Here is a 26,903-nt window from a genome sequence, read left to right as displayed (position 1 = left end):
TTATGAAGTATTTACTATGTTAGTCAACCGTATTCTCAGTGCGGGCGTAGCGGGATTAGTCGCTGTAGTTATTGGTTTTGCCAGCTCGATCGCATTAATCTATCAAACTGTGATTAATTTAGGCGGCGATGCTAGCCTAGCCGCAAGTTGGCTATTAACCTTAGGCTTGGTCATCGGTGTAAGCTCTATTGCCTTATCTTTATATTACCGTATTCCAATACTTATCTCTTGGTCAACACCCGGCGCAGCATTACTTATGGCCAACGCGCAAGGCTTTAGTTTGAACGAAGCCATAGGCGGCTTTATGTTTTCAGCCTTGTTAATTTTTCTGTGCGGTATTACCGGTTGGTTTGAAAAGCTCATCAGTAAACTCCCATTTCAATTAGCGGCAGCAATGTTGGCTGGTATTTTGGTTAACTTTGGTATTGATGTTTTTAATCAAATGAATCAGCAACCGTTACTGGTTATCGCCATGTTTGTCACCTATTTGTTGGTTAAGCCGCTAGCCCCTAAATTTACCATCTTGTTCGTTTTGGCAATTAGTGTTGTGCTGGCATGGCAGCTGCAATTAATTGAAGTAAATCAGGTATCGTGGCAAGCCAGTGAATTTAGCTATATAGCACCTGAATTTAATGTTGGCGCAATATTAGGGGTTGGCTTGCCCTTATTTATCGTGACCATGGCGGCACAAAACTTACCCGGTATCGCGGTATTAAGAGCACATCATTATAAAGTACCGGTTTCTGCTATTCTCAATGTCACCGGTTTGGTGAATATGCTGACCGCACCTTTTGGTGCCTATGCAATAAACTTAGCCGCCATTACCGCCGCTATTTGTATGACCGACAGTGTCGATAAAGAGCCTAAAAAACGCTATTGGGCGGCGATTGCCGGTGGGCTGTTTTATATATTAATGGCTATTTTTTCAGGTTACTTAATACAAGTTTTCGCCCACTTACCCAGTGCGCTTATCTATTCATTAGCGGGTATTGCCTTATTCACCACCATTACCAGCAGTATTGAGCAATCATTGTCTGACAAAACCATGTCGGAAGCGTCGATAATCACTTTTTTAGTGACCGCTTCAAACTTGTCTTTATGGGGCATTAGCTCGGTATTATGGGGCTTAGTTGCCGGTAGCTTAACGCTAATACTGCAAAGCTCTCTCAAAAAAAACCACGCCCGTTAACCCTTATCGGTTAGCTATATAACTTAGTGATACGAACTAACGACCGGGCATAAAAAAGCAGTGATTCAGCCCATTTAGATTAATACCAATCGGGCACAGTCACTGGCTTAGTGTTTTACAGTTTTGGGTGTCGTCGCCACCGCGACAATAGGTCAGTTAAATATCTGCCAATGATTTATTATGGGTGGCACGATAAGCTGTTTGTAGGTCGGGGTTTACCCCGTCAAAGCAACAGGGAAAATATTGCCGTGATGGCCTAAAGGCCAACCTACACAAAACTGATATGAGCGGTGGCACGATAAGTTCCAAAAAATAAAACTCATATTGCCTCCCCCTACCTATCAACACACACCAAGCCTGCTTGAGTCAAGTGCCGCAATGATAGCTAATATTCACGTATGCTCATCAGGGATGATGAGCAAAGCGATGTAGGTCGGGGTTTACCCCGTCAAAGCAACAGGGAAAATATTGCCGTGATGGTCTAAAGGCCAACCTACACAAAACTGATATGAGCGGTGGCACGATAAGTTCCAAAAAATAAAACTCATATCGCCTTCCCCTGACCTGTCAACACGCACCAAGCCTGCTTGAATCAAGTGCCGCAATGATAGGTAATATTCACGTATGCTCATCAGGGATGATGAGCAAAGCGATGTAGGGCAAGGATGCCCGTTCAGCGCTGTTACGTCGAAAATATTATTAAAATGCAGGATAACACTTGATTAGCAGCTCCGAGGAAGTCCAGAGGGATGCCGGAGGCAGTATCCCTTTGGGTGTCGTCGCCACCGCGACAATGGTCATTTAAATACCTGCCAATGATTTATTATGGCTGGCGCGATAAGCTGTTCGATAAGCTGTTTGTAGGTCGGGGTTTACCCCGTCAAAGCAACAGGGAAAATATTGCCGTGATGGCCTAAAGGCCAACCTACACAAAACTGATATGAACTCCCAAACAGAGCAGTCGTCATTAGCGAGTAAATTAATGCGCTTCATCCCAGTTATCGCCAATACCTGATTCGGCAATTAATGGCACACTCAACTCAACAGCATCATTCATTAACGTCACTAATTTAGCAGTGGTCTCTTCGACAATATCTTGATGAATTTCAAAAATGAGTTCATCGTGAACTTGCATGGTCATCTTAATACGGTCATCATTTTGCTCAAGTAACCATGAGTCTACCGCCAGCATAGCTTTTTTAATAATATCAGCGGCTGTCCCTTGCATAGGCGCATTAATGGCAGCCCGCTCGGCGGCTTTTTTACGCATACCATTTTTAGCATTAATATCTGGTAAATATAAACGACGCCCAAATAAAGTCTCAACATAGCCCTGATCGCTCGCTTGTTGACGAGTATCTTCCATGTACGTTAATACACCAGGATAACGTTGGAAGTATTTGTCTTGATACTCTTGTGCTTGCTTACGACCAATATTGAGTTGCTTCGCTAATCCAAAGGCTGACATGCCATAAATTAAGCCAAAGTTAATGGCTTTAGCGCTACGACGTTGATCAGTAGTGACTTCATCAAGTTCAACAGCAAATATTTCTGCGGCAGTCGCTTTATGAATATCTTTGCCTTCGCTAAATGCCGTCACTAAACCTTTATCGTTAGATAAATGCGCCATGATACGTAATTCAATTTGCGAGTAATCTATCGCCACTATTTTGTGATCTTTAGGGGCGATAAACGCTTGGCGAATTTTACGACCTTGTTCACTACGAATGGGAATGTTTTGTAAGTTTGGATCGGTTGAAGATAAACGCCCAGTTGCGGTAACCGCTTGATGATAAGAGGTATGCAAACGACCTGTTCTCTCACTAACCATTAACGGCAACTTGTCGGTGTAAGTTGATTTAAGTTTGCTTAAACCGCGATTTTCCAAAATAACTTTCGGTAATGGGTAATCAAGTGCGAGCTCTTGTAGCACTTCTTCTGCTGTTGACGGTGCACCTTTAGGGGTCTTTTTGATGACCGGTATTTGCAGTTCTTCAAACAAAATTTGCTGTAATTGCTTCGGTGATGACAAGTTAAAGCTTTTACCGGCTAAATTATGAGCTTCAATTTCCAGCTCGTCTAACCGCTGACCTAAGCTGACGCTTTGATCGGCCAAGACATCACTATCAATTAAAACACCCGTTTGTTCCATACGCGCCAGCACTGTTAATAAAGGCATTTCAATATCAGTAAAAACACTTAACATTGCAGGCGTTTGCGCTAATGCAGGATAAATAGCCTGATGTAAGCGCAAAGTAATATCGGCATCTTCAGCAGCATAGTGACCTGCTTTTTCAAGTTCAATTTGATTAAAGGTCAGTTGCTTAGCGCCTTTACCAGCAATATCTTCAAAAGAAACAGTTTTATAACCAAGGTATTTCAGTGCTAACGCATCCATATTATGACGAGTAGCTACACTGTTATAACAATAAGATTCAATCATGGTATCAAACTCAAGGCCTTGTAAAGCAATATCATAATGGCTTAATACATTGGCGTCGTACTTGATATTTTGACCAATTTTCTTAATTTTTTTACTTTCGAGCAATGGTTTTAATTGCGCTAGTACCCAGTCTTTATCGAGTTGCTCAGGTGCGCCTTCATAATCATGCGTTAGCGGTATATAAGCGGCTTTACCTGCTTCAATAGCAAAGGATAAGCCGACTAATTCTGCCTGCATATAATGCACACTGGTGGTTTCAGTATCAAAGGCAAAAACTTCACACGCTTGTAATTTTTGTAGCCACTGTTCAAAAAGTGTTTTATCTAAAATAATATCGTATTGGCTTTCTTCTACCACTGCGGCATTAATTTCAGCAGCTTGTTCACCAGCTGCTACTACATTAATGGCTTTCGCTGTATTGCTTGCACTGGCAGCGTTTGACTCGCTAGCGCCTTTTGCTAAGTCTGCTAATAAACGTTTTAATTCAAACTTTTGATAAAGTTCAGTTAATGCTTCAACGTCTGGCTCACCGGCTGCTAATTCTGACGCAGATAAGGCTAATTCAACATCACACTTAATGGTCGCTAATTGATAAGACAGCGGCAACTGCGCTAAGGCATCACGTAGGTTTTCACCAACCTTGCCTTTAACTTTATCAGCATTAGCAATAACCCCGTCGAGTGTACTGTATTCTGTTAACCATTTTACCGCGGTTTTTGGTCCACACTTAACTACGCCAGGAATGTTATCAACCTTGTCGCCCATTAAGGCAAGGTAATCGATAATTTGATCAGGGCGAACGCCAAATTTTTCATTAACGCCATCAACATCCATAGCAACCTTGGTCATGGTGTTAATCAAGCTGACATGTTCAGTAACAAGCTGCGCCATATCTTTATCGCCAGTTGAAATAACGGTTTCAATACCAAGCTCGTCTGCTTGTTTTGCTAGCGTACCAATAACATCATCAGCCTCAACGCCAGGAATCACTAACAATGGTAAACCCATGGCGGTAATAATGTCATGTAAAGGCGCAATTTGGCTGCGTAATTCTTCTGGCATAGGTGGACGATTAGCTTTGTACTCTGGGTACATATCATTACGAAAAGTTTTCCCCTTAGCGTCGAAAATAGCAATGATATTGCCGTTAGGATAGTCTTTTTTCAGGCTACCTAGCATATTCAATACACCGGTAATCGCTCCCGTAGGTTGACCATCGGCGGTTGAAAGTGCTTGTAAATAAGGCACGTGATAGGCTCGAAATAAATACGAAGAGCCATCGACTAATATTAAGGGAGATTTTAGGATAGTTGGATCAATATTGGTGGCAGAAGTTGTCATAAAAAAATACGCGAAGCGACTAAATTAAGCTAAAGATGGCTAAGCATGACATAAAGTATAATACCAAGTCCATTAAGTTAGTGACCACTCAACGAGAATTAAAAGGCTGAGAGGTAAGGCATTGATTGGAGGTAATGGAATTGATATCAATAAGCGCTACTTTATCAAGGTGCTTATTGGTTACTTTATTGGTAGAGCTTGTGGATAACCTTGTGATCAAGTACGAAAAATAGCCAGGAAATTGCTTATTGCAAATCTGGCGTAGTAATTATAAATACTTGTTTTTAATATAAATAAATAGAATCGCATCACATTTCACAACGTTTAGCTTTTATTTTTACTTAATGTGGATAAATTTCTTATTACGTTATTTATAGTGTGAACTGCTTGGCTGTACAAAAAACAAGCTAAAGTGAGTATCTAGGGGGGAAGATTATCAGAAATCGGGCTGATTACCAGTTAATTATTAAACTTTTTTTACCGATTAGTGCCCCTTTTAAAGAACAAAAAAACATAAGCGAGCAGGGGTAATAGCTAGCAACAGATCCACCAGTTGCCTTGTTATTGCGTCACGAAAAAAATGTTTCTAAAACAAAAAATAAAGCGTATTAATGTTATTAATATTAAATACGCTTTATTCGCTGTACTTAATTATACTTCGCTAAGTAATCTGATTTTGTCTTGTGAAAATCGCGGATAAAGCACTGGCAACACAAACAGTGTTAATAGCGTCGCACTCACTAAACCCCCAACAATAACAGTGGCCAATGGTTTTTGTATTTCAGCGCCAACACCTGTCGATAACAACAGAGGTAATAAGCCTAACAGCGAGGTAAGTGCGGTCATCAATACCGGTCGTAAACGTGCCAGTGCTCCAGTAAATATTGCATTATTGAGCTGTAAAGAACTTAACTGTACTGCCCTATCACCAGCATTAAGCAGCGCTAATTTTCTGTTGCCGTTAACTGCAGCATTAATGTCGGCATTGATGCTTTCAACCATCACGACGCCATTAAGCACCGCAACGCCAAATAAGGTAATAAAACCGACTGAGCTAGGTACCGATAAATACTGTCCCGATATATACAAGGCAGCAATACCGCCAATAGTCGCTAATGGTACATTTAATAAAATCAGCAACGCTTGACCAACCGAGTTAAAGGCAAAGTAGAGCAGTAAAGCAATTAAGACTAATGACAAGGGTACAATCATTAATAAACGCTGTTGAGCACGCTGCTGTGATTCAAATTGGCCACCAATTTGCACACTATAACCACTAGGTAAGTTCACTTGCTGTGCAATAGCTTGTCGTATTTCAGCGACCACACTACCCATATCTCGCCCTTGCACATTCGCTTGAATAACCACACGCCTTTGCACATCGTCACGGCGCACTTGTGGTGGTCCTGATTCAATCGCTATATCCGCAATATCCGCTAATCGTAACCAAGCACCACTGGGCGATAACACGCGTAAATCACTAATCGCCGTCACATCTTGCCTAAAAGTATTGGTGAGTCGAACATAAATATCATAACGCTCGTTACCATTAATGATCTGCCCAGCGGCACGACCACCCAAACCGTCACTAACCACATTCATCACATCAGCAACCGATAAGCCATAACGCGATAATTGCCTGCGCTTAGGCTTAATAACCAATTGGGCTTCACCTGATATTTGCTCCATCGCAACATCTTGGGCGCCAGCAACCGTTTTTACTACCTGCGCTATTTGTTGCCCCTGTTCTGCTAAAACGGTTAAATCAGGCCCAAATAGTTTTATCGCCAACTGCGCTTTAACCCCTGAGAGTAATTCATCAACACGGGTAGCTATGGGCTGTGAAAAGTTAAACAACAAACCAGGAAATTGCTCAAGCGCTGCCGCCATTTTATTTTGTAATTCATGGCGGTTACTGGCACTTTGCCAATCACTAACCGCTTTAAGCCCCAAATAAATTTCAATATTATTAACCGGTTCAGGATCACCGCCAATTTCAGGACGACCAATGCGACTCAGAGCATAGGTGACTTCAGGAAAGGTTAACAATATTTTTTCTAATTTAGGGGCAACCGATAAGGCGGTGGCTAAACTTGCCGAGGGCGCTAAGGTAACGCGTAAGTTAATAGTGCCTTCTTCCAGTTCAGGCACAAATTCTGTACCTAATTGCGGCAGCAGTGCTATCGCCGAAATCATTAACAACACAGCAAAAGTAACGATGGTTTTTTTCCAATGTAGCGCTTTCGTTAAACTAAACCGATATAAAGCAGTTATTGGTTTTAACACTAGGCTTTCTTTTGCTTTAATACCGCGCTTAAACACAATACTCGCCAATGCTGGCACAATAATGATGGCGACAAACAAGGCCGATAACATGGCTAACATAATGCTAATCGCCATCGGTTGAAATAACTTGGCTTCAACCCCTTCAAAGCTAAATAACGGCATAAATACCACGAGGATAATCGCGGTAGCGAAGAAGATAGGGCGAACCACAGCCTGTGCGGCTTGGCTTATGGTATGTTGAATTTCTGCCGCTGATAACTTTTGCTTAGCTTTACTTTGTGCAAATGCAAGATGCTTGAAAATATTTTCAACCATCACTACCGCACCATCAACCAACATACCAATAGCCACTGCTAAGCCGCCTAATGACATTAAATTGGCTGAAATGCCCCACCATGCCATCACCATCAAGGCCAAACCAATCGCAATTGGGATAGAAATCAGCACTAAAAAGGTGGCTGATAAATTCATTAAAAATAATGCCAATATGATGATGATCAGTACAAAAGCAAACAGCAATGCATCGGTCACGGTAGTCACGGCTTTAGTAATTAATTCGGCCTGGTCATAAAGCACAACAAACTTAACACCTTTGGGTAACGCCTGATTAATCATCGCTTCTCTAGCGTTAATGCCATCAATCGTCGTTTTAGTATTGGCACCCATACGTTTTAAAATAATACCGGTAACCACTTCACCAGCACTTTGAATAGTGCCTTGAGCATCGCGAGTAGACATAGTGACCGCGCCTTGGCGAATTTCACTGCCTAAACTTACCGTTGCCACATCACCTACGGTAACCACAACACCCTCAATAGTTTTTATCGGGACTTGCGCTATTTGTGCTAAAGCATTGTCTCCCGACGTTAACCAACCCATACCGCGAATTACGAGCTGCTCTTGCCCACGGTTTAAATACCAACCGCCGGCATTTTGGTTATTGTTTTCAATAGCGGTGATCACTTGTTGTTGATTAAGCTCATAAGCCAAGAGTTTATTAGGCTCAATATTGACTTGATATTGCTTTACTTGACCACCAAACGACAATACTTCAGTAACACCATCAATCGGCATCAACATCAGCTTAACTAACCAGTCGTTCAAGCTGCGCAATGTCATAATATCGATATCATAGCCGGCATCACTGGTGAGTAAGTATTGATATACTTGTCCTAAGCCTGAAGTATTAGGGCCTATTTCGGGTGCACCAATACCTTGCGGTATCAATTCTTTTGCAGCTTGTAAACGCTCAAAAACTAACTGGCGGGCAAAATAAATATCAGTGCCCTCTTTAAAAACCACGGTTATGCCTGACAGACCTGTTTTTGAAATAGATCGAACTTGCTCAACCGCTGGTAGCGCATACATAACGGCTTCTATCGGAAAAGTAATTAATTGCTCAACCTCCTCAGCCGCTAAGCCTGGTGCTTCAGTATTAATAACAACCTGCACATTAGTAACATCAGGAAACGCATCAAGATTTAGTGTAGGCAGTACCGCAATACTGCTGGTAATTAGGGTAAATAAAGCAACCACTACCAGCAGTTTATTGCCAATAGCCCATTCAATTAAACGAGTTAACATAAGATTATCCTATCGAAAAAAGCTAATGGTTATGGGCATCAAAGCCGCTTTTAGCACCTTGTGAGGCAATAAAAAACGCGCCGGTAATAGCAAAATAACTGTTTGGAGTAACTCCCGTTACTTCACGCCAATTTAACCATTGCTTTGTTGATGAAGAATAAACCCGGTAGCTAGCCCCTACGTTAACCTCTTGTGCAATGAAGTTTGTTTGATCGTGTTGTTGCGTTTTTAGCGGCTGATCTTGCTTCGTGTATATTAACCAGCCATTGTCACTCGCACGTAATAAAGCACTTTCAGGCACAACAAGTATCGGCTCTTTAGTGAGTACCGAAAAATAAACGTCAACAAATAAGCCAGGGTGTAATTGATGATTGGTATTTTTTACTTTTAAACGTACCAGACGAGTGCGAGTTTTAGGGTCAATAGTGTGGCCTTGTTGAATAACTTCTGCTTGATAACTATGATTTTCGTCTGTTGTTGTGCCTGAAAAAAACACTTCAGCTTTAGTGCCTTTAGTTAACGGCATATTGTTATTGGCGGCAAGACGCGCTTCAACCCAAAGTTCATGTTCATCGGCTAACACCATAATAGACTCGCCCGCATTAACCCGTTGGCCCTGCTGAAAGTTATCTGAAAGTACCAAACCTGAACGTTCGGCTTTTAAGGTATATTCACCTAAAGCTGAACTATTATTTTCAGCCACTACAGCAATCGATTTTTCTGATAAACCGTAAGCTTTTAATCGACTATATGCGGCAATATAATCAGTTTCTGCTGACAGTAACTGGCTTTCACTGATCACTGAATTACCGACTTTTTTAGCACGTCGCCAATCTGCGTAGGCGAGTCGATATAAGGCTTGCGCTTGTGCAACATCTTCACTAAACAAAGTCACCAATGCCCGCCCTTGTTCCACATGCTCCCCCAAAATAGCGTGACGACGCATAATAACTGAGTCCACACGAGGAGAAACCACATAACTGGTATAGCCATTGGCTTGTACTTCGCCCGGTGCGTAAAGGCGTTTGTCCATATATTGTGGTATTAATTTAGCAAGCTTAATGTCTGCCATCTGCATTTGCTGGTCGGTAAAGCTTAGTAACTGCACTTCACTTTCATGATTATTACTGGTATTCACTTGCGCTAGGTTACTCTCGCTTTTGGCAAAACTAATAGAGGTAAAAATTACTGACAATAACAGAGCCGCCAGCAAGCTGAATGATTTAAAAAAATTCATAAATGTCTCGTTTTATTAGTAAATGACTTAGTTCGTCATTTACTTAACTTATTAAAAAATAGCGAAGTTAATCGCGTTTATATTAAAAAGCGTTAAACGATGGGAGGGCGTGAAGCGGGGCTAATCAACAAAGAATTAAATAACGCATTCTTATTATTCACTTGTTTATCGGTCATTTTAGCTAAGTGTACTTGTGCTGATAAGTCTACATAAACTAGGTTACTTTGATGGCTATGGTGGCAATGATTGGCGTGACAATCAGGATGCTCAGTATCACCATGATCCACTTCACCGGTAAAAATCTTTCCCGGTAAAACGACTAATAGGGTGTTACTATGATGAGAGCTGGCATGACCATTGTGTGAGGTTTGAACGTCATTTTGATGAGCGTAATCATGGTTATCACGCTTTGCTGAGATCGTATTAACCAATTGCAAGGCAATCAAGATAATAACAATATAAAAGCAAAAAATACGCACTAATCAACACTCTCAGCAATAGAAGCTATGTTCGAAAAAAACCATTCTAACAAAGTAGTCTAACAATTAGTAAGGTATTTGTCCTACAATGTATTACCGCACAAAATAACGACTCAATAAGGTATTGACTGTGACAGTCAGCAGCGTTATTTTCATAAAAATCCCACTTAAAATTAACGAGTTATATTATGAAAAAATTACTTAAATTATCACTATTAACCGCAGTATTAAGCCCAGTATTGCTTTTATCTGATCTAGCCAACGCCAATAGCATGGTGCAATCAGTTGCTCCTGCAAGTGCTAATGTTTACATTATTTCACCCGCAGATGGCGCTACCGTAAAAGAAACCTTTACGGTAACTTTTGGTTTAAAAGATATGGGTGTTTCACCCGCAGGTATAGAAAAGAAAAATACCGGCCATCATCACTTACTTATCGATAAAGATTCATTACCTGCTTTTGATATGCCGATGGGTAGCGACGTACAACACTTTGGTGGTGGGCAAACACAAACAACATTAACCTTACCTAAAGGCGAGCACACCTTACAGCTTATTTTAGGTGATCATCATCATGTGCCACACAAACCTGCGGTAGTATCTAAGAAAATCACCATTACGGTTGAGTAAAACAGCAGAAACTTGTTCCCACGCAGAGCATGGGAACAAGAGTATAGAGCGAGTGCAACGCGCACTAGCTCCCCCATAATCACGCGCACTAGAATAAATCTCGTTCCCACGCTCTGCGTGGTAATGCATACAGCTTCAGAATAGCAACTACCAAACTTTACAAACTGCAAGTAAACCGTTTTCTCCTTCATAATCACGCGCACTAGAATATAATCTCGTTCCCACGCTCTGCGTGGTAATGCATACAGCTTCAGAATAGCAACTACCAAACTTTACAAACTGCAAGTAAACCGTTTTCTCCTTCATAATCACGCGCACTAGAATATCGCCAATGTTTAGCTTGATCGACATAGCCTCGCTTAACGGGGTTTTGGTGAATATACTCTATTTTTTGTCGCATCATATCATCGCTTTGTATTAACTCTGGATGACAACCTTCTTGCCAAAATTGATAGGCACGCTCACCTTTATGCGCTTTTTTATAAAAAGCCAACTGCTCTAGAATGGTTTTTACATTATGCTCAGCTAAATAAGCAATTAATGCCTTCGCGGTATACGACTTCATACGCGCCAAATCTTTACTCAAGTCATGACTTTGCACAACTAAATGCAGATGGTTTTCCAAAACCACATAAGCGTGTATTTTTAAACCTTCTTGCATTAAAAATGATAGCGAATCAAAGATAATCGCCACTGTTTGTGGACGGGTAAAGATAGGGATCCAATGCAACACGGTTAAGGTAACAAAGTGTGGAGCACCTGGTTGAACTATTTTGTATCGACTTCTGCCCATTGGTCATCCTTGAGCTAGCTGTTTAGCTTAAGTATACACCTAGTTACCATACTGTGCGTGAGCATATGCATTACCACGCAGAGCGTGGGAACGAGTTCAATAAAATCACCATTACAGTTGAGTAAAGCAGCAGGAACTTGTTCCCACGCAGAGCATGGAAACAAGAGTATAGAGCGAGTGCAATTCGCACTAGCTCCCATGCTGTGCGTTAGCATATGCATTACCACGCAGAGCGTGGGAACGAGTGCAAGAAAATCACCATTACGGTTGAATAAAACAGCAGGAACTTGTTCCCACGCAGAGCATGGGAACAAGAGTATAGAGCGAGTGCAACGCGCACTAGCTCCCATGCTGTGCGTTAGCATATGCATTACCACGCAGAGCGTGGGAACGAGTGCAAGAAAATCACCATTACAGTTGAGTAAAACAGCAGGAACTTGTTCCCACGCAGAGCATGGAAACAAGAGTATAGAGCGAGTGCAACGAGCACTAGCTCCCATGCTTTCGTGGCAGTTTATACTAAGTTACAGGGTAACAAACTCTTCAGCTGAGGTTGGGTGAATAGCAATGGTGTTATCAAAATCAGCTTTAGTTGCGCCCATTTTCATGGCAACAGCAAAACCTTGTAATAACTCATCACTACCAAAACCAATACTGTGTAAGCCGACGACTTTTTCTTCTTTACCGGCACAAATTAACTTCATACGCGTAGGATCACGATAGTCTTCAGTAATTGCCTGATAAAGCGCAGTAAATTGTGAGTTATACACGGTAAGATTGTCTTCACCATACTCAGCAATAGCTTCTTCTTCAGTTAAGCCAACCGTACCAATAACAGGGTGGCTAAATACCACGGTAGCAATACCACTATAATCTAAATGCTCATTCGGTTTATTGTTAAATAAACGCTCACATAAACGACGACCCGCCGCAACGGCTACTGGCGTTAATTGCGCTCGACCGGTATTATCACCAACAGCATAGATACCTTCAACATTAGTGTTTTGGAATTTATCAGTAGGAATAAAGCCACGTTCATCAAGTTCAATGCCTGTTGACTCAATATTAATATTATCAGTTGCTGGTTCACGACCTATTGCCCACACTAAGGTATCAACAGGACCAATCGTTTTACCATTGGTTAAGTGCACCACTAAACGACCATCCGCTAACTTTTCAACACGCTCTGGCGTACTGTGGTTATGTAGCGTTGGGCCATGTTTTGCCATTTGCTCGACTAAGGTGTCGCTTAACATGTTATCAAAACCACGTAATGGTTTTTCTTTACGCACTAATAAATGCGTTTCACTGCCTAGCGCATAAAATACGCCAGCAAGTTCAACCGCAATATAGCCTGCACCAACAACCGCAACACTTTTAGGCTGCTCTGTTAAGGCAAAGAAACCGTCTGAGTCGATACCATATTCCGCACCTTCAATAGCAGGGGCAGCAGGACGACCACCGGTAGCAATAGTAATATGATCCGCAGTAATTAATTCGCCATTAACTTCAACGGTATTTTTATCAACAAACTTAGCAAAACCATTAATGACAGTAACATCATTAGCATCAAAGCCACGCTGATAAGCCGCATGAATTCGTTCAATATACGCTTCACGGTTAGCCACTAATTTAGCCCAGTCAAATGTCGGTTTGTCTTGCGCTAAATAATCGCCGAAGCCGTAATCATTAGCGTATTTAAGCGCATCAGATATTTGTCCGGCGTACCACATGGCTTTTTTAGGGACACAACCAACATTGACACAGGTGCCGCCAATATATTTTGCTTCAATAACTGCTGCTTTTTTGCCTAGTTTTGCTGCACGGTTAGCTGAAGCAATACCGCCACTACCACCGCCGATGGCAAGATAATCAAAATGTTGTGTCATGTTGGTCTCAAATTTTTATAAAAGATAGCCAATATATATGCGCGACAACGCCCTATTTCAAGTGACATTTTGTAAAGCGTTAACAACAAGTCAGTAATTATTAGCATAGCACCTTGAAATACTGTTAATTAACCATTACATCTAACAATATCTATAACACATTTAATCGTCGAAATAAGTAACCTATGACCAATCCATTATTAGTACCTAGCGAATTACCCGCCTTTTCAAAAATTAAACCTGAGCACGTAAAGCCTGCTGTTGAGCAAGCCATTAGTGACTGTAAAAAAGTTATTGAACAAGTACTCGCTGATAATAATGTCTTTACTTGGGACAACTTAGTGGTTCCCGTTGATGAAGTAGATGATGTGTTATCTAAGCTTTGGTCACCTGTTTCTCATTTAAACTCTGTAATGAGTAGTGACGAATTACGCGATGCTTATGAGTCTTGCTTACCATTATTGTCTGAATACGGCACTTTTGTTGGTCAACATGAAGGCCTATATAAAGCCTATCAAAGTTTAAAAGACAGTAGCGAATTTATCACCTTAAATACTGCCCAACAAAAAGTCATTACCAATGCCCTGCGCGACTTTACTTTATCGGGCATTGCCTTAAGCAACGACGACAAAAAACGTTACGGTGAAATAGTAACGCGCTTATCAGAGCTTAGCTCAAGCTTTAGTAATAACGTACTTGATGCTACTCATGCTTTTAGCGTAACCATTGCCGATAAAGCTGATTTAACCGGTTTACCTGACAGCGCAGTAGCAGCAGCTAAAGAATTAGCGCAAGCAAAAGACAAACAAGGTTATACCTTCACCCTAGATATGCCAAGTTACTTGCCGGTAATGATGTATTGCGATAACGCTAACTTACGTGAGCAAATGTATCACGCCTTTGTTACCCGCGCTTCTGATCAAGGGCCTAATGCTAACGAGTTTGACAACAGCGCTATTATGAATGAGCTATTAAGCTTGCGTCATGAGTTAGCCAACTTACTTGATTTTGATAACTACGCTCAGCACTCTTTAGCGACAAAAATGGCCAACACTACCGGTGAAGTGATGGCGTTTTTAGAAAACTTAGCCATAAAATCACAACATCAAGGAAAACAAGACTTTAAAGAACTCAGTGACTTTGCTGCTAGCGAGTTTAACCAACATAACTTACAAGCTTGGGATCTCGCTTATTACAGTGAAAAACTAAAGCAAAGTCGTTACGCAATTTCCGATGAACAATTACGTCCGTACTTCCCTAAAGACAAAGTAGTTTCAGGTTTGTTTGCTGTGGTTCATAAGCTATTTGGCTTATCTATTCAGCAACGAGCAGGCGTTGATGTGTGGCATGACGATGTTAATTTTTATGACGTTTTTGATAAAGCCGGTGAAAAACGCGGTAGCTTTTATTTAGACTTGTACGCGCGTGAGAAAAAACGCGGTGGCGCTTGGATGGATGACTGCGCAGGCAGAGCCGAACTTGCTGATGGCTCTATTCAATATCCGGTCGCTTATTTAACCTGTAATTTTAACGGCCCTGTTGGCAGTAATCCGGCATTATTTACCCATGATGAAGTCGTTACCTTATTCCACGAGTTTGGTCATGGTATTCATCACATGCTAACGCAAATTAATGCTAGCAGCGTTGCTGGTATTAATGGTGTACCTTGGGATGCCGTTGAACTGCCAAGTCAATTTTTAGAAAACTGGTGCTGGCAACCTGAAGCGCTGGCATTTATTTCCGGACACTTTGAAACCGGCGAGCCATTACCGCAAGCCATGTTAGACAAAATGTTAGCCGCGAAAAACTTCCAGTCAGCAATGCAAATGTTACGTCAGCTCGAGTTTAGTATTTTCGACTTTACTATGCATGAGAGCTTTGATCCGAAAGCCGCAGACAACGACAAGCACATTCAACAAGTGCTTGATAACGTGCGTAATAAATACTCGGTAGTAACAGCGCCAAGCTTTAATCGTTTTCAACATGGTTTTAGCCATATTTTTGGTGGCGGCTACTCAGCAGGTTATTACAGCTACAAGTGGGCAGAAGTACTATCGGCTGATGCTTTTTCATTATTTGAAGAGCAAGGTATTTTTAATGAAGCGACTGGGCAATCATTCTTAACTAATATTCTAGAAAAGGGTGGCAGTGAAGAGCCAAGCGAGTTATTTAAAAACTTCCGCGGTCGAGCGCCTGAAATAGACGCCTTACTCCGCCACTGCGGTATTGAAGCATAACAATAGAAAAAACGATAAAAAATAGTAATAACTTCACTTAGCAAGGCACTTTCTTTAGCGTGCCTTGCTTGTGATCTTGCCTGTATCAATGTTCGTATTAACTTACCTATTAGTTTTGCTAGTAAATAACCACTCGACTTAATTACTCAATCAACCAATCAACCAATCAATCAAAAAATATGACCCACGAATCATTTAAATCATTATTTCAACGTGCTGCTGAACGTAAAGGCGGCACACAAAGGCTTGAGTTATTGCTCGGTAAACGCATACTGGGTAAAAAGTTACTCGATGATAACGCAGCACAGCAAAGCATAGCCAAATTAGGTGATGACCGGGTGTTAGCTGCTTTTACCAAGCAAATATTTAAATCAGGCTTTGTCTGGCGCGTAGTAGAAAACAAGTGGCCCGACTTTGAAGAACACTTTTTCAATTTTAATGTAGAAAAAGTACTGATGATGCCAGAAGAAATGCTCGAACGAAAAGCCGCTGATCCTAAAATCATTCGTAACTACAATAAAGTCAAAACCATTCAAGCCAACGCCCAAATGATGCTTGATGTAACTATTGAAAAAAACATCAGCTTCGCTCATTTTATTGAGGATTGGCCAAGTGAAGATATTATCGGCTTATGGACTTTTTTGAAAAAGCATGGCGCACGTTTAGGCGGTAATACTGGCCCTTATGCATTGCGCTTACTCGGTAAGGATACTTTTATTTTAAGTAGCGATGTAGAAGCCTATTTACGCGCACAAAAGATTATTGATGGTGGCTTACAAAGTAAAAAAAGCTTAACCGCCATTCAGGCACATTTTAACAAGCTACAACAAGAAAGTGGTTATAGCTTAACGCAATTAAGTCGTTTAATGGCCTTTGCTAGTGGTGATAATTATGTGCAGATTGAAAATTAAGTCATAAAGCTTAAAGACAATTCCAAGAGAAAATATTAATATGTAACCCATATGTAAATAAACTTATGGAAAATAGTTGTGCTATTTAACTCTGCTGAATTTATTTTTCTATTCTTACCGCTTAGTTTATTGCTCTTTTTCTATCTCGCTAATCGCTGGGGAAATGAAGTAGCAATAGCCGGATTGGTATTATCCTCGTTATTTTTTTATGGCTGGTGGAATCCTAGCTATTTAGTGTTATTGATCATCTCCATGGTACTTAATTACCAGCTAGGTAAACGGCTTGGTAAAAACAATAATAAAACCCTGCTCACTGCCGGTATTTCCCTCAACCTAGCTGCCATAGCCTATTTTAAATATGCCGGTTTTATTGTTTTTAACTTAAATACACTAACTGGGGAAAATTGGAGTCTCGGCAATATAATCCTACCTTTAGCGATTTCATTTTTTACTTTTCAACAGGTTGCTTACTTAGTAGATTCATATAAAGGTATCACTAAAGAATATAGCTTTCTGCATTACGCTTTATTTGTGTCGTTCTTTCCGCAGTTAATTGCTGGACCGATTGTTCACCACAAAGACATGCTGCCGCAATTTTCTAGCAACAAACGCTATCAAGTAAATAGTACTAACTTTAAAATAGGCTTAACCATTTTTGCTATTGGATTATTCAAAAAAACAGTCTTAGCTGACGGTATTGCTGTGTACGCCAATCCTGTTTTCAGCTTGGCCGATGCTGGCGAGAATGTTGATTTTTTTATGGCTTGGGGTGGTTCTCTTGCTTATACCTTCCAGTTATATTTTGATTTTTCTGGTTATTCTGATATGGCTATCGGTTTAGCGAGATTATTCGGTATTATCTTACCGCTTAATTTTTACTCGCCCTATAAAGCCGCTAATATTTCTGAGTTTTGGCGTCGTTGGCACATAACACTCTCTCATTTTTTACGTGACTACGTTTATATCGCTCTTGGCGGTAATCGCAACGGTAAAATTAAACGTTATAGCAATTTGTTTATCACCATGTTGCTTGGTGGCTTATGGCACGGCGCTGGCTGGAATTTTATTATTTGGGGCGCACTGCAAGGCGCTTATTTGATGATACATCTTGGTTGGCAAGCTCTGAAAGTAAAATATTCATTATTCATTACAGAAACTAAGATCTACATTTTTAGCGCATGGTTTATTACTTTCATTGCCGTTGTTATCGGCTGGGTGTTTTTCAGAGCAGTAACCTTAGATGGCGCACTTATTATGATTAAAGGTATGGTTGGTCTTAACGGCATTGAAATACCTAACGCTATTTTAGCTCGTTCTGGCTCAATTGGCAGTACATTACAGGCATGGGGAGTAACGCCATCAAATGGTGGTAAAACATTTGTGATGACTTGGTTATGGAACATCATTTTATTAACCTTCGTGCTCACCTTGCCTAATATTCAAGATTTATTTTTCAAAAAACAAGGTACGCTCAGTCAATTTAACTATGAGTATAAAAGTACCTTTTGGCCGACTAGACAGTTTATTTTAGGTTTTACTTGGTCAGATACTCGCCGCTGGGCACTGTTTTCGGGTGCCTGTTTAGCGCTAGGTATGTTAACTCTTTCTCAAGTTAGTGAATTTTTATACTTCCAATTTTAGGTCTTGCTATAACAATGAAATATATCAGCACATACTTCACTAGCTTCGCGATCGTCATTCTCTCTATCGCTATGGTTAACTGGTTTATTGACCCTTTTGGCATGTTTTGGTCACCGCAAGTAGAAAGTGTTAACCTAGTAAAACCTGAAGCAGGTAAACGCTCACGTATTACTAAAGCCTATCAAGTAAATGAAATTAAGCCTGATATATTAATTGTGGGTAACTCACGCGTTGAAATGGGACTGAACCCAAATAATAATAACTTTAACGGTAAAATTGTTTACAACCAAGGTATGCCGGGTGCTAGTGTAGCCATGCAAGTCGATTATGCTCTTGATGCTATGGCTAATAACGACACGATAGAGCAATTGTTCGTTGGCGTAGACTTTCTCGACTTTTTATTAAGTGAAAAACAAGTACTCAATTTCAAAACTAAAAATAATAATCATAGACAAACTAAGTATGACTTCAGGCTAATTTCACAGGATGAAAGCAACCTTGCGAGCATGGCTCGTTTGAAAGAAAAATTAACAATGATATTTTCTCTTGATACCTTTAGCGCCAGTATCAATACTGTTTTTCAACAAAAAAGCATGACGAGTAGTCTTAATCCTCTTGGTTTCAATAATGCTCTTTCTTATGTTTCTATTATGAATAGCGAAGGAATAAAGCCGTTATTCAAACAAAAGCTGCATGAAATTTCAACCCGTTTAACAAGTAAACCTTGGGTAATTAAGGCACAAGAGACCACCCCCTACTCACCAACATTTGCTCATTTAGGTAGATTAATTAAAGTGGCCAAAGAAAAGCAGGTCAACATTACTTTTTTCATCAATCCTTATCATTTCAGCTACCTGCATACTTTATATGACAATAATCAGTGGTCTAACTTTCAAGTATGGAAAAAAACGCTAGTTAATTACCTTAGTATAATGCAAGGAGAGGAATTCATTTTATGGGATTTTAGCGGCGAAAGTGACTTTGTTAATGAGGTAGTACCATTAGCAAACCCTAAACAACAAATGCAGTGGTTTTGGGAGCCCGCACATTATAAGAAAGAATTGGGTGATCTTCTTTTAGAGCGTTTATTTACAGAGCAGGATGAAGAGTATTTTGGCTTTGGTGTGAGGTTAACGACAGAGAACATCGCAGATACGCTTGAAAAAGATCAAGCAAGCTTACAGAGTCACTTTGCACTATGGCAGAGGTTACAAAAAGAGCTGTAAATGCTAACTACCTACAAGGTATCTACTTTTACTTCCAAGCATTTTTTGTATTATTACAATGATACCTACGCATGACATTAATACTGCAATAACGACAAGGGGGTAAAGTAACAAATTACCTACGGTTTTTTCTCCAGATAATTTAGTTATCAACATTTTACTACCCGTTAATACATAAGAATGGATAAAAAACACCCCGAAACTAGTATCTGCAATGACACGAATTAATTTGTAATCCAGTTTTTTACCAAGCTTAATCAGTAAACCAAGAAAAAATAAGCACAGAGTAATTTTATGTAAATAATTAACAAAGATCATCGTACCCTTCACATAGTAAAATTCTAAAACAGTCAGAAATAAGAACACGCCTGTAAGTAAAGTTAATACTGATGGTATAACCAAAATTCTGTTAACAGTCACTTTATAATGACTACAAAACATACCTAATAAATATACAGAAAAGAAATGAACAAAACTTTGATAGGGTAAGCCGCGACCAAAGTAGCAGGAGATTAAGATTGCTACAGGGAGAATCCAATAAAAAAATTTATTTTTATCAGCTCGTATAAGGATAGGCCCCATAAGATAAAAGAGCGTCATCATTGGAATAAACCAGAAAGGTGCTAAATGCAAACCTGTAAGGTAGAAGTAAACGACTTGTAACCATTGTGGGTTATCATAAAACCCCTGCCAGACGGTCTCTCTATGGATGAAGAAAATAAAAATAATAATCGCTGGAATTGAAACCAAAAAATAAGGGAGAAGTACATTTTTTAGTTTAGACGCAAAGTATTTTTTGGTTTGATATTTAGCGGCTAAATGTTGAAATAAATAACCTGCAATAAAGACAAATAGACCAGAGGCACCGTGACTTATCAGAATACGTAATAGACGCTCTAATGCCTCGTATTGCTCTGACCAAATAAAAAAATCAATTGAGTGGCCAGCAACAATAAATAATATTGCTAACGCCCTAAATGAGTGAATATAACCTAAAAACACAATGCATCCTTGCAGGAAATTAATGTTACATTGAAATTATGCTCGACCATATTTATCTTCAAAACGAACAATATCATCTTCACCTAAATAACTACCTGATTGCACTTCAATCATCTCTAGTGGTAACTTCCCAGGATTTTCTAACGCATGCACCGCGCCAACGGGAATATAAGCCGACTGATTTTCAGTCAACAACACCGTTTTTTCATCGATGGTGACTTTGGCAGTACCTGAAACAATAATCCAATGCTCTGCTCTATGATGATGCATTTGCACTGATAATTTAGCACCTGGCTTTACCGTAATACGTTTCACTTGGAAGCGCTCGCCGGTATCAATGCAGTCATACTTGCCCCAAGGGCGGTAAGCTTCACGATGTAATACCGCTTCACTACGTTTATCAGCTTTTAACCGCTCAACTATTTGTTTAACTTCTTGCACTTGATCTTTATTAGCCACTAATACAGCATCAGGTGTATCAATAATAACTAAATTATCAACACCCACGGTTGCTATCAGCTTGTTTTGACTGTGAATGTAACTGTTAGTTGTGTTTTGCGCGATTACATCACCTTTGAGTACATTTTTATTTTCATCCTGTTGGCATACTTCCCATAAAGCAGAATAAGAGCCTACATCACTCCAACCAGCATCAAGTGGAATAACCACGGCTGAATCAGTTTTTTCCATCACCGCATAATCAATAGATTCACTGGCACAGGCTAGAAAGTCAGTTTTGTTAGGGCGTAAGAAGTCAAAATCTTGCTCTACACCTTTCATCGCTTGCTGACAGTTTTCTAGAATATCACCGCGATGTTTAGCTAGCTCTTCTAAATAACGCGACGCTTTAAACAAGAACATACCGCTATTCCACAGGTAATCGCCTGACGCTAAATAATCGCTGGCAACTTGTGCATTAGGCTTTTCTACAAACTTTGCCACGTCAAACGTACCCGAGGTTTGCTCACTGCCCTTTTTAATATAACCGTAGCCTGTTTCAGCATGGGTAGGCACAATACCAAAGGTAACTAACTTACCTTGCTGTGCAGCGACACTTGCTTGCTCAACAGCTTGATGAAAAGCGTCTGTATCTTTAATGACATGATCTGCGGCTAGAACCAACAACATAGCATTTTCATCTTTTGCTAAGGCGTGAATTGCTGCTAGCGCTACTGCAGGTGCGGTGTTACGACCTTCTGGCTCAAGTAATATAGTACTTTGCTCTTGAGATAATTGTCTTACTTGTTCAGCTACTAAAAAACGATGTTCTTCATTACAAATAAATACTGGCTCATTACTACCTTTTGGCAAGCGCAGCAGCGTATCTTGTAACATACTAGTATCATTAACTAAGGGTAAGAACTGTTTAGGAAAAAGTGCCCGAGAAAGTGGCCAAAGGCGTGTGCCATTGCCGCCACACATAATTGCAGGGTAAATTGTTGCTGATCTCATATATCTTCCACTGATGAGTAAGTTTATTTACAAAATTAAAATAGATGATAAGCGATCTTCACTATGAGTAAAACTTATTTTCTTTCACCTAGTTTTGCTTTTTAAGGAATTTAACCAATAATTAGAGTATTGCTCATCGAACTATTAAAATATATGTATCTCTCTCAATATTAAATTGATGAGTGTTACTCAATAATTTTCGCTTTATTCAGGTGTTGCCCATGACAAGTTATAAGCTAAAGCTCCAATTAGGTGACTTTATTTTTTTTCAAAAAGAGTTCATTTTAACAAAAAGTATTTATTATGCATCTATGAGTAAAATTAGCTTAAATACTCTCCAAGATTTACTTTCTGCAAATCCCCCATTACCACAATTAATCAGAGGGGTAACTATAGATAAAAGTGCAAAAATAAAAAAAATAAACATCATCTTTGATAAGCTATATTACATTAGATCTCAATATAAAAACTACTATATTGATTTACAAAGCTTTACTTCTTTTGATGATTATCTTAGTAAGTTTTCAGCTAAAACTCGTGGAACCCTTAAACGAAAAATAAAAAAATCTATACAAAAAGGCTTTACCCATAAGGTATATACCTCAATCAAAGATATCGATGAATTTCATAATTACTCTTGTTTGGTCGGGAATAATACATATCAAAAAAAATGTTTTAATGCAGCAATCCCCAATACAAATACTTTTCGTAATAGTCTCATAGAACAAGCTAAGGAAAATTCATTTTTAGGCTTGATTCTCTTCTTTAATAACAAACCCTGTGCTTATTTATACTGCCCAATCATTGACGAAAGTTATCGTTATACATATCTTGGTTACCTTCAAAATTATTCAAAATATTCCCCAGGAACAGTATTACAAATCAGACTACTTCAATACATTTATTCTATCCCACTAACCGCTAAGCTATTCGACTTTACTGAAGGAGAAGGTGCACACAAGAAACTTTTTGCTACAGATTCACATCTAAAGGTTAACTGTTTAGTTGTTGAAAATTCTCTGACAAATCAATTATGGGTAAGGACACAAATAATGGTGGATAGCTTATCTAATTTTTTAGGGGTACTTTTACACACTTTAAAAATAAAACAAAGAGTAAAAAAAATAATACGAAATAATTGACCCGTTACAATTAAACGTAATATGCTGATTTTATTAAGTAATCCAACAGTCCTATTTTGATGTTACTTACTCTATATATTCACTTTATATACTACAGGGACAGGCAAATGCGAAAAATCACTCAATTGACTGAGATAGTTAAATATATCTACTTCATCTCAGGGCTTAATCCTTTGAAACTATATAATAGCTTCTCTGAATTTTTCATTTACTATAATAAAAGAAGGTTTTCGCCTGAGGAAATATTGCTATATAACATGCTATCCAAACACAATACTTGTAGGTATAAAAAAAATATTTATAGTAATGAGGAGTATCTATCTTTGCAAAAAAAGCTAAACCCTGCATCGTTTGTTCAAATGACCGAATCTAAGACATACTTCTATAAACTCTGTGAACAAAAAGGCATTCCAACGCCAAAAGTACTTTTTTATATAAACAAAGAAAGCTCCTCTAATACGAGAAAACAGATAGTCAATCACGTGAAATATCAACTCAACGCCTTACCTGATGGCAACTTCATTGTTAAACCATCTTCAGGGACTCATGGAAAAGGTATCTTTTTCTTTTCCAAGAAAGCTGACGAATTTCAAATTATAGGCGCGAAGACATTTACCTTAGATAGCTTCACTTACCACTTGGGTGCTTTATGCTATCTTCACGACTATATAATTCAAGAAAGAATAACCAATCATACAGACATTCTTTCTTTTGCTCCGTCAGATGCATTACAGACTTTAAGAGTGAACTCTCTCATTATTGATGAAGAGTGCTCTATTATTTTTTGTCTTTTTAAACAAGCTGGTTACGGTCAATTAGTTGATAATTTCAACATGGGTCAAAATAAATCAACCCTATGGGTTGTCGACTTGAAAACAGGGCAGCTAGTTCAAGGCTATCAAATAAATGAAAATGGTTATGGCCACAAGGAGGCATTAAATTTTAAAAAAAATATTTGTTTGCCCTTTTGGTCAGAAACTCTCGAGCTTGTCAGAAACGCTTCTAAAAAGTTTCTGCCACTTAGAACTGTTGGGTGGGATGTAGCAATAACAAATAAAGGGCCAATAATAATAGAAGGAAACTGCTTTTTTGATCCCGCTAGTTCAATTGAAGGCTACGATCAGGAGAATATTTATCAACAACTAAAAAAACAAGTTCCACCACATGTTTAAAATAAAAAATAGAATAAAAAAACTACTACCTAAATATGAATTATATAGGGTGTATAATATTCCTTTGAATTATCAAATTATTGATATTAAAACTAATTTAATCTTTGTCAATCTTGCGTTAACAGATTATTCTAATCATGCTTTGTATAAGAATACAGCTGGATATAAGAACACTGAAAGTTATGGCTTTGGTTTACTTAAAGATGAAAAATTAGTTGCCATACAGTGGTATTGGTTCGGGCAGCGCAGTAAAGAATTAGATTGGTGGTCTATGCCTGATGACTCCATTATGTCGATGCATATACAAGTAGATACTTGCTATCAAAATAGAGGACTATCTACAGTATTAAAATCATTTGCCCTTAAAGAGCTATCCGAAGCAGGCTTTAAAAACGTTTATAGTCGTGTATGGCATAATCATCTTGCGTCTATTGCAATGAACAGAAGGCTAGGAGCAATACAAGAAGGATGGCAAGGAAAGATTGGAAGTAAAAAATTTAAATTTAAGAATAGTAGAAAATGAAAAATTTTCCAAATAGAACTTTAACCATTAATAGTATTAATAAAAACTTAACCTATCGTTCAGTTGATTTTCAATAATAGTAATTGCTCCAGCTAGCCAATTTGATTTAATTGAATCTAGATTGGCTGTTTCGGTTAAATCATTCACTGATAAATCACCAAAACTGGTAAAACAATATTCCTTATTTTCATTCACTAATTCGCAAAGATCATTAAGACGAGTTAAATTAACCCTATTCCTTTTCTTTCCTTTAGTAAATTCATGCACATGCGTTAAAATCACAACATATTCCACACCTTGAGCATAACAGTCTTTCAGCACCGAACATGTTTCTTGAGTAGAGCAACCTGTAATAGTTAATACTTTCTTCCTGCCAGCAAAACTAGTAAAGCTAGTGATAGGCAATTCTATAATGCCGTCAATATTTTTGACACAATTCTCTATTTGTAGCTCTTTCTCTTTAGGTAGAAAATATGGGAGTCCAATATTTGAAGCTAAACCTATATCACATTGCTTAAGTGCCTTATATAAGGTCGTTGATACCATAAGATTTCCAGCCCTAAAAGCTGTAGGCTTTGGGATTCCCCATTGTTCAAAGGCTTTTAAAGCAAACTGGAGACTATTCACAATTTCAGCTAGGCTTCTGCCTTCATAATAATCTTTTGGAGGGGTCGCTAGGTCTTCTTTCCAATTAGGTTTCGAAAAATGCTCCCAACATGGGTGGCAATGAAGCTGAATATCATGTTGTTGTTTGACTAACATATCAATATATTTGCCCATTTCATTTTTTGAAAAGTAATGAGTCTGTAAAGCTTCAATAAAAAATGTCGACCTAACAGAATTTTGCTTCAAAACATTTAATACATCTCTAAATCCAACATGACTAGGCTCACCTTGAGGCTCAAATATTTCATGACTTTTAGGTTTACTTAAACTATTATTAAATGCGCCTCCAATACTAAATTCAGTGTCAAAGCTTAGTATGACTTTCATTTCCATTTATCCATTAGTAGTGTCATTGAGAATTCGCCTCTATATCCTAATTTATATAACATAATAATTACAAATATTTAAACCGATATGTCTTTATATTGTTTTGAACAACTACTTGTATCGCAAGGTTATTCATTAATATATAAGAAGTTATCTCTTTATTTAAATAAAAACCTGCTTTTTTTATCCCTGCAATAGAAGCAAGGTTGCTTGGATCACACGTAATGACTACCCTTGAAAAGCCGCTGTTAATCATTCGCTTACAGGCTAATTTTAAAATATAAGGATAAACACCTTGGCCACGACATTTTACCGATGTCCAACAGTTACCGATTAATGGTACTTCTGCACCCTCACCTAAAATACGTTTATATTTACTTTCAAATTGAATAAATGTGGTGTGTACCAATTCCGATTTTTTTAACACAACAAATAATACGTCTTGCTCATATAAACCAGCCTTATAGTCCTGACTTTCATTTGAAAGAGCAGCCTCTAACGCCTCATGGTGCTTTATGTTTTCAATAGTATCTCGATCGATGATATTAACGGTATAATTAATATCATCTTTGACGTTAACCTCACCTTCGGTGTCAATATGTTTTTTATATTCAAATACTAAGTCGCGGTCACAACGAATAATTCTTTCCCGTAAAAAAACGAAAAATCCTTTAACGCCTCTATTTGCGAAAACTTGGTAACAACGATTAAGATAATGCTTCATTTTCATACTA

General features: G+C 38.9%; 19 protein-coding genes. 9 read left to right on the top strand and 10 right to left on the bottom strand.

Features of this window, described 5'->3' with window-relative positions:
- The first annotated feature begins 16 nt into the window (after window positions 1-16).
- Window positions 17-1,189: a benzoate/H(+) symporter BenE family transporter gene (locus FCS21_RS09375; protein WP_138622717.1), complete on the top strand. Its 1,173-nt coding sequence runs from the start codon at window positions 17-19 to the stop codon at window positions 1,187-1,189.
- A gap of 979 nt (window positions 1,190-2,168) precedes the next feature.
- On the opposite strand, the gene polA is transcribed toward FCS21_RS09375, so the two are convergent.
- The 4 genes from polA to FCS21_RS09355 all read right to left on the bottom strand — a co-directional run bounded on the left by polA (window position 2,169) and on the right by FCS21_RS09355 (window position 10,559).
- A complete protein-coding gene (gene polA, locus FCS21_RS09370; RefSeq protein WP_138622715.1) occupies window positions 2,169-4,973 on the bottom strand; it encodes a DNA polymerase I in 2,805 nt (934 codons plus the stop codon).
- Window positions 4,974-5,624: 651 nt separating this feature from the next.
- Window positions 5,625-8,843: an efflux RND transporter permease subunit gene (locus tag FCS21_RS09365; RefSeq protein WP_138622713.1), complete on the bottom strand. Its 3,219-nt coding sequence runs from the start codon at window positions 8,841-8,843 to the stop codon at window positions 5,625-5,627.
- 22 nt (window positions 8,844-8,865) lie between these two features.
- The gene (locus FCS21_RS09360) at window positions 8,866-10,080 is read right to left on the bottom strand and encodes an efflux RND transporter periplasmic adaptor subunit (RefSeq protein ID WP_138622711.1); all 1,215 of its coding nucleotides are present in this window, start codon (window positions 10,078-10,080) and stop codon (window positions 8,866-8,868) included.
- Window positions 10,081-10,172: 92 nt separating this feature from the next.
- The gene (locus FCS21_RS09355; RefSeq protein WP_138622709.1) at window positions 10,173-10,559 is read right to left on the bottom strand and encodes a hypothetical protein; all 387 of its coding nucleotides are present in this window, start codon (window positions 10,557-10,559) and stop codon (window positions 10,173-10,175) included.
- 188 nt (window positions 10,560-10,747) lie between these two features.
- Here FCS21_RS09355 and FCS21_RS09350 point away from each other — a divergent pair, with 188 nt between their 5' ends.
- The gene (locus FCS21_RS09350; RefSeq protein ID WP_138622707.1) at window positions 10,748-11,188 is read left to right on the top strand and encodes a DUF4399 domain-containing protein; all 441 of its coding nucleotides are present in this window, start codon (window positions 10,748-10,750) and stop codon (window positions 11,186-11,188) included.
- 262 nt (window positions 11,189-11,450) lie between these two features.
- On the opposite strand, the gene FCS21_RS09345 is transcribed toward FCS21_RS09350, so the two are convergent.
- Both FCS21_RS09345 and gorA read right to left on the bottom strand, forming a co-directional pair.
- Window positions 11,451-11,981, bottom strand: coding sequence for an REP-associated tyrosine transposase (locus FCS21_RS09345; protein WP_138622705.1), 531 nt, complete (start codon window positions 11,979-11,981; stop codon window positions 11,451-11,453).
- 524 nt (window positions 11,982-12,505) lie between these two features.
- Window positions 12,506-13,870 carry a glutathione-disulfide reductase gene (gorA, locus tag FCS21_RS09340; protein ID WP_138622703.1) on the bottom strand — a complete coding sequence of 455 codons (1,365 nt, stop codon included), beginning with the start codon at window positions 13,868-13,870 and terminating at the stop codon, window positions 12,506-12,508.
- A gap of 185 nt (window positions 13,871-14,055) precedes the next feature.
- On the opposite strand from gorA, the gene prlC reads away from it, so the two are divergent.
- The 4 genes from prlC to FCS21_RS09320 all read left to right on the top strand — a co-directional run bounded on the left by prlC (window position 14,056) and on the right by FCS21_RS09320 (window position 19,885).
- Window positions 14,056-16,107 carry an oligopeptidase A gene (gene prlC / locus FCS21_RS09335; protein WP_138622701.1) on the top strand — a complete coding sequence of 684 codons (2,052 nt, stop codon included), beginning with the start codon at window positions 14,056-14,058 and terminating at the stop codon, window positions 16,105-16,107.
- A 179-nt stretch (window positions 16,108-16,286) separates the two neighbouring features.
- A complete protein-coding gene (locus FCS21_RS09330) occupies window positions 16,287-17,018 on the top strand; it encodes a DNA-3-methyladenine glycosylase I (protein ID WP_138622699.1) in 732 nt (243 codons plus the stop codon).
- Between the two features lie 78 nt (window positions 17,019-17,096).
- Window positions 17,097-18,659, top strand: a complete 1,563-nt coding sequence (locus FCS21_RS09325) for an MBOAT family O-acyltransferase (protein ID WP_138622697.1) — start codon at window positions 17,097-17,099, stop codon at window positions 18,657-18,659.
- Window positions 18,660-18,673: 14 nt separating this feature from the next.
- The gene (locus FCS21_RS09320; RefSeq protein WP_138622695.1) at window positions 18,674-19,885 is read left to right on the top strand and encodes a hypothetical protein; all 1,212 of its coding nucleotides are present in this window, start codon (window positions 18,674-18,676) and stop codon (window positions 19,883-19,885) included.
- 3 nt (window positions 19,886-19,888) lie between these two features.
- Here FCS21_RS09320 and FCS21_RS09315 read toward each other — a convergent pair whose 3' ends face one another.
- Window positions 19,889-20,887 carry an acyltransferase family protein gene (locus FCS21_RS09315; protein WP_171035676.1) on the bottom strand — a complete coding sequence of 333 codons (999 nt, stop codon included), beginning with the start codon at window positions 20,885-20,887 and terminating at the stop codon, window positions 19,889-19,891.
- A gap of 36 nt (window positions 20,888-20,923) precedes the next feature.
- Window positions 20,924-22,339 carry a mannose-1-phosphate guanylyltransferase/mannose-6-phosphate isomerase gene (locus FCS21_RS09310; protein ID WP_138622691.1) on the bottom strand — a complete coding sequence of 472 codons (1,416 nt, stop codon included), beginning with the start codon at window positions 22,337-22,339 and terminating at the stop codon, window positions 20,924-20,926.
- A gap of 221 nt (window positions 22,340-22,560) precedes the next feature.
- Here FCS21_RS09310 and FCS21_RS09305 point away from each other — a divergent pair, with 221 nt between their 5' ends.
- From FCS21_RS09305 to FCS21_RS09295, 3 genes are all read left to right on the top strand, one after another.
- A complete protein-coding gene (locus FCS21_RS09305) occupies window positions 22,561-23,481 on the top strand; it encodes a GNAT family N-acetyltransferase (protein ID WP_138622690.1) in 921 nt (306 codons plus the stop codon).
- Between the two features lie 323 nt (window positions 23,482-23,804).
- Window positions 23,805-24,653: a sugar-transfer associated ATP-grasp domain-containing protein gene (locus FCS21_RS09300; protein WP_171035675.1), complete on the top strand. Its 849-nt coding sequence runs from the start codon at window positions 23,805-23,807 to the stop codon at window positions 24,651-24,653.
- Entirely contained in the window at window positions 24,646-25,176 is a 531-nt protein-coding gene (locus FCS21_RS09295; protein ID WP_138622686.1) for a GNAT family N-acetyltransferase, read from the top strand. Before FCS21_RS09300 ends, FCS21_RS09295 begins: the two co-directional genes overlap by 8 nt.
- A 36-nt stretch (window positions 25,177-25,212) precedes the next feature.
- On the opposite strand, the gene FCS21_RS09290 is transcribed toward FCS21_RS09295, so the two are convergent.
- Together FCS21_RS09290 and FCS21_RS09285 are read right to left on the bottom strand one after the other, a co-directional pair.
- Window positions 25,213-26,169 carry a polysaccharide deacetylase family protein gene (locus FCS21_RS09290; protein WP_138622684.1) on the bottom strand — a complete coding sequence of 319 codons (957 nt, stop codon included), beginning with the start codon at window positions 26,167-26,169 and terminating at the stop codon, window positions 25,213-25,215.
- Between the two features lie 67 nt (window positions 26,170-26,236).
- Window positions 26,237-26,899, bottom strand: coding sequence for a GNAT family N-acetyltransferase (locus FCS21_RS09285; RefSeq protein WP_138622682.1), 663 nt, complete (start codon window positions 26,897-26,899; stop codon window positions 26,237-26,239).
- Window positions 26,900-26,903: the final 4 nt, after the last annotated feature.

Source organism: Colwellia ponticola (assembly GCF_005885605.1).
GTDB lineage: Bacteria > Pseudomonadota > Gammaproteobacteria > Enterobacterales > Alteromonadaceae > Colwellia > Colwellia ponticola.
This window is presented reverse-complemented; position numbering and strand designations above follow the sequence as displayed.

Bases quoted from the DNA above. Each gene is read 5' to 3' on its own strand.
- FCS21_RS09285 (WP_138622682.1), bottom strand. From the start codon at position 26,899: ATGAAAATGAAGCATTATCTTAATCGTTGTTACCAAGTTTTCGCAAAT.
- FCS21_RS09295 (WP_138622686.1), top strand. From the start codon at position 24,646: ATGTTTAAAATAAAAAATAGAATAAAAAAACTACTACCTAAATATGAA.
- FCS21_RS09320 (WP_138622695.1), top strand. From the start codon at position 18,674: ATGAAATATATCAGCACATACTTCACTAGCTTCGCGATCGTCATTCTC.
- prlC (WP_138622701.1), top strand. From the start codon at position 14,056: ATGACCAATCCATTATTAGTACCTAGCGAATTACCCGCCTTTTCAAAA.
- FCS21_RS09365 (WP_138622713.1), bottom strand. From the start codon at position 8,843: ATGTTAACTCGTTTAATTGAATGGGCTATTGGCAATAAACTGCTGGTA.
- FCS21_RS09290 (WP_138622684.1), bottom strand. From the start codon at position 26,169: ATGAAAGTCATACTAAGCTTTGACACTGAATTTAGTATTGGAGGCGCA.
- FCS21_RS09360 (WP_138622711.1), bottom strand. From the start codon at position 10,080: ATGAATTTTTTTAAATCATTCAGCTTGCTGGCGGCTCTGTTATTGTCA.
- FCS21_RS09350 (WP_138622707.1), top strand. From the start codon at position 10,748: ATGAAAAAATTACTTAAATTATCACTATTAACCGCAGTATTAAGCCCA.
- FCS21_RS09345 (WP_138622705.1), bottom strand. From the start codon at position 11,981: ATGGGCAGAAGTCGATACAAAATAGTTCAACCAGGTGCTCCACACTTT.
- gorA (WP_138622703.1), bottom strand. From the start codon at position 13,870: ATGACACAACATTTTGATTATCTTGCCATCGGCGGTGGTAGTGGCGGT.
- FCS21_RS09330 (WP_138622699.1), top strand. From the start codon at position 16,287: ATGACCCACGAATCATTTAAATCATTATTTCAACGTGCTGCTGAACGT.
- FCS21_RS09310 (WP_138622691.1), bottom strand. From the start codon at position 22,339: ATGAGATCAGCAACAATTTACCCTGCAATTATGTGTGGCGGCAATGGC.
- FCS21_RS09305 (WP_138622690.1), top strand. From the start codon at position 22,561: ATGACAAGTTATAAGCTAAAGCTCCAATTAGGTGACTTTATTTTTTTT.
- polA (WP_138622715.1), bottom strand. From the start codon at position 4,973: ATGACAACTTCTGCCACCAATATTGATCCAACTATCCTAAAATCTCCC.
- FCS21_RS09375 (WP_138622717.1), top strand. From the start codon at position 17: ATGTTAGTCAACCGTATTCTCAGTGCGGGCGTAGCGGGATTAGTCGCT.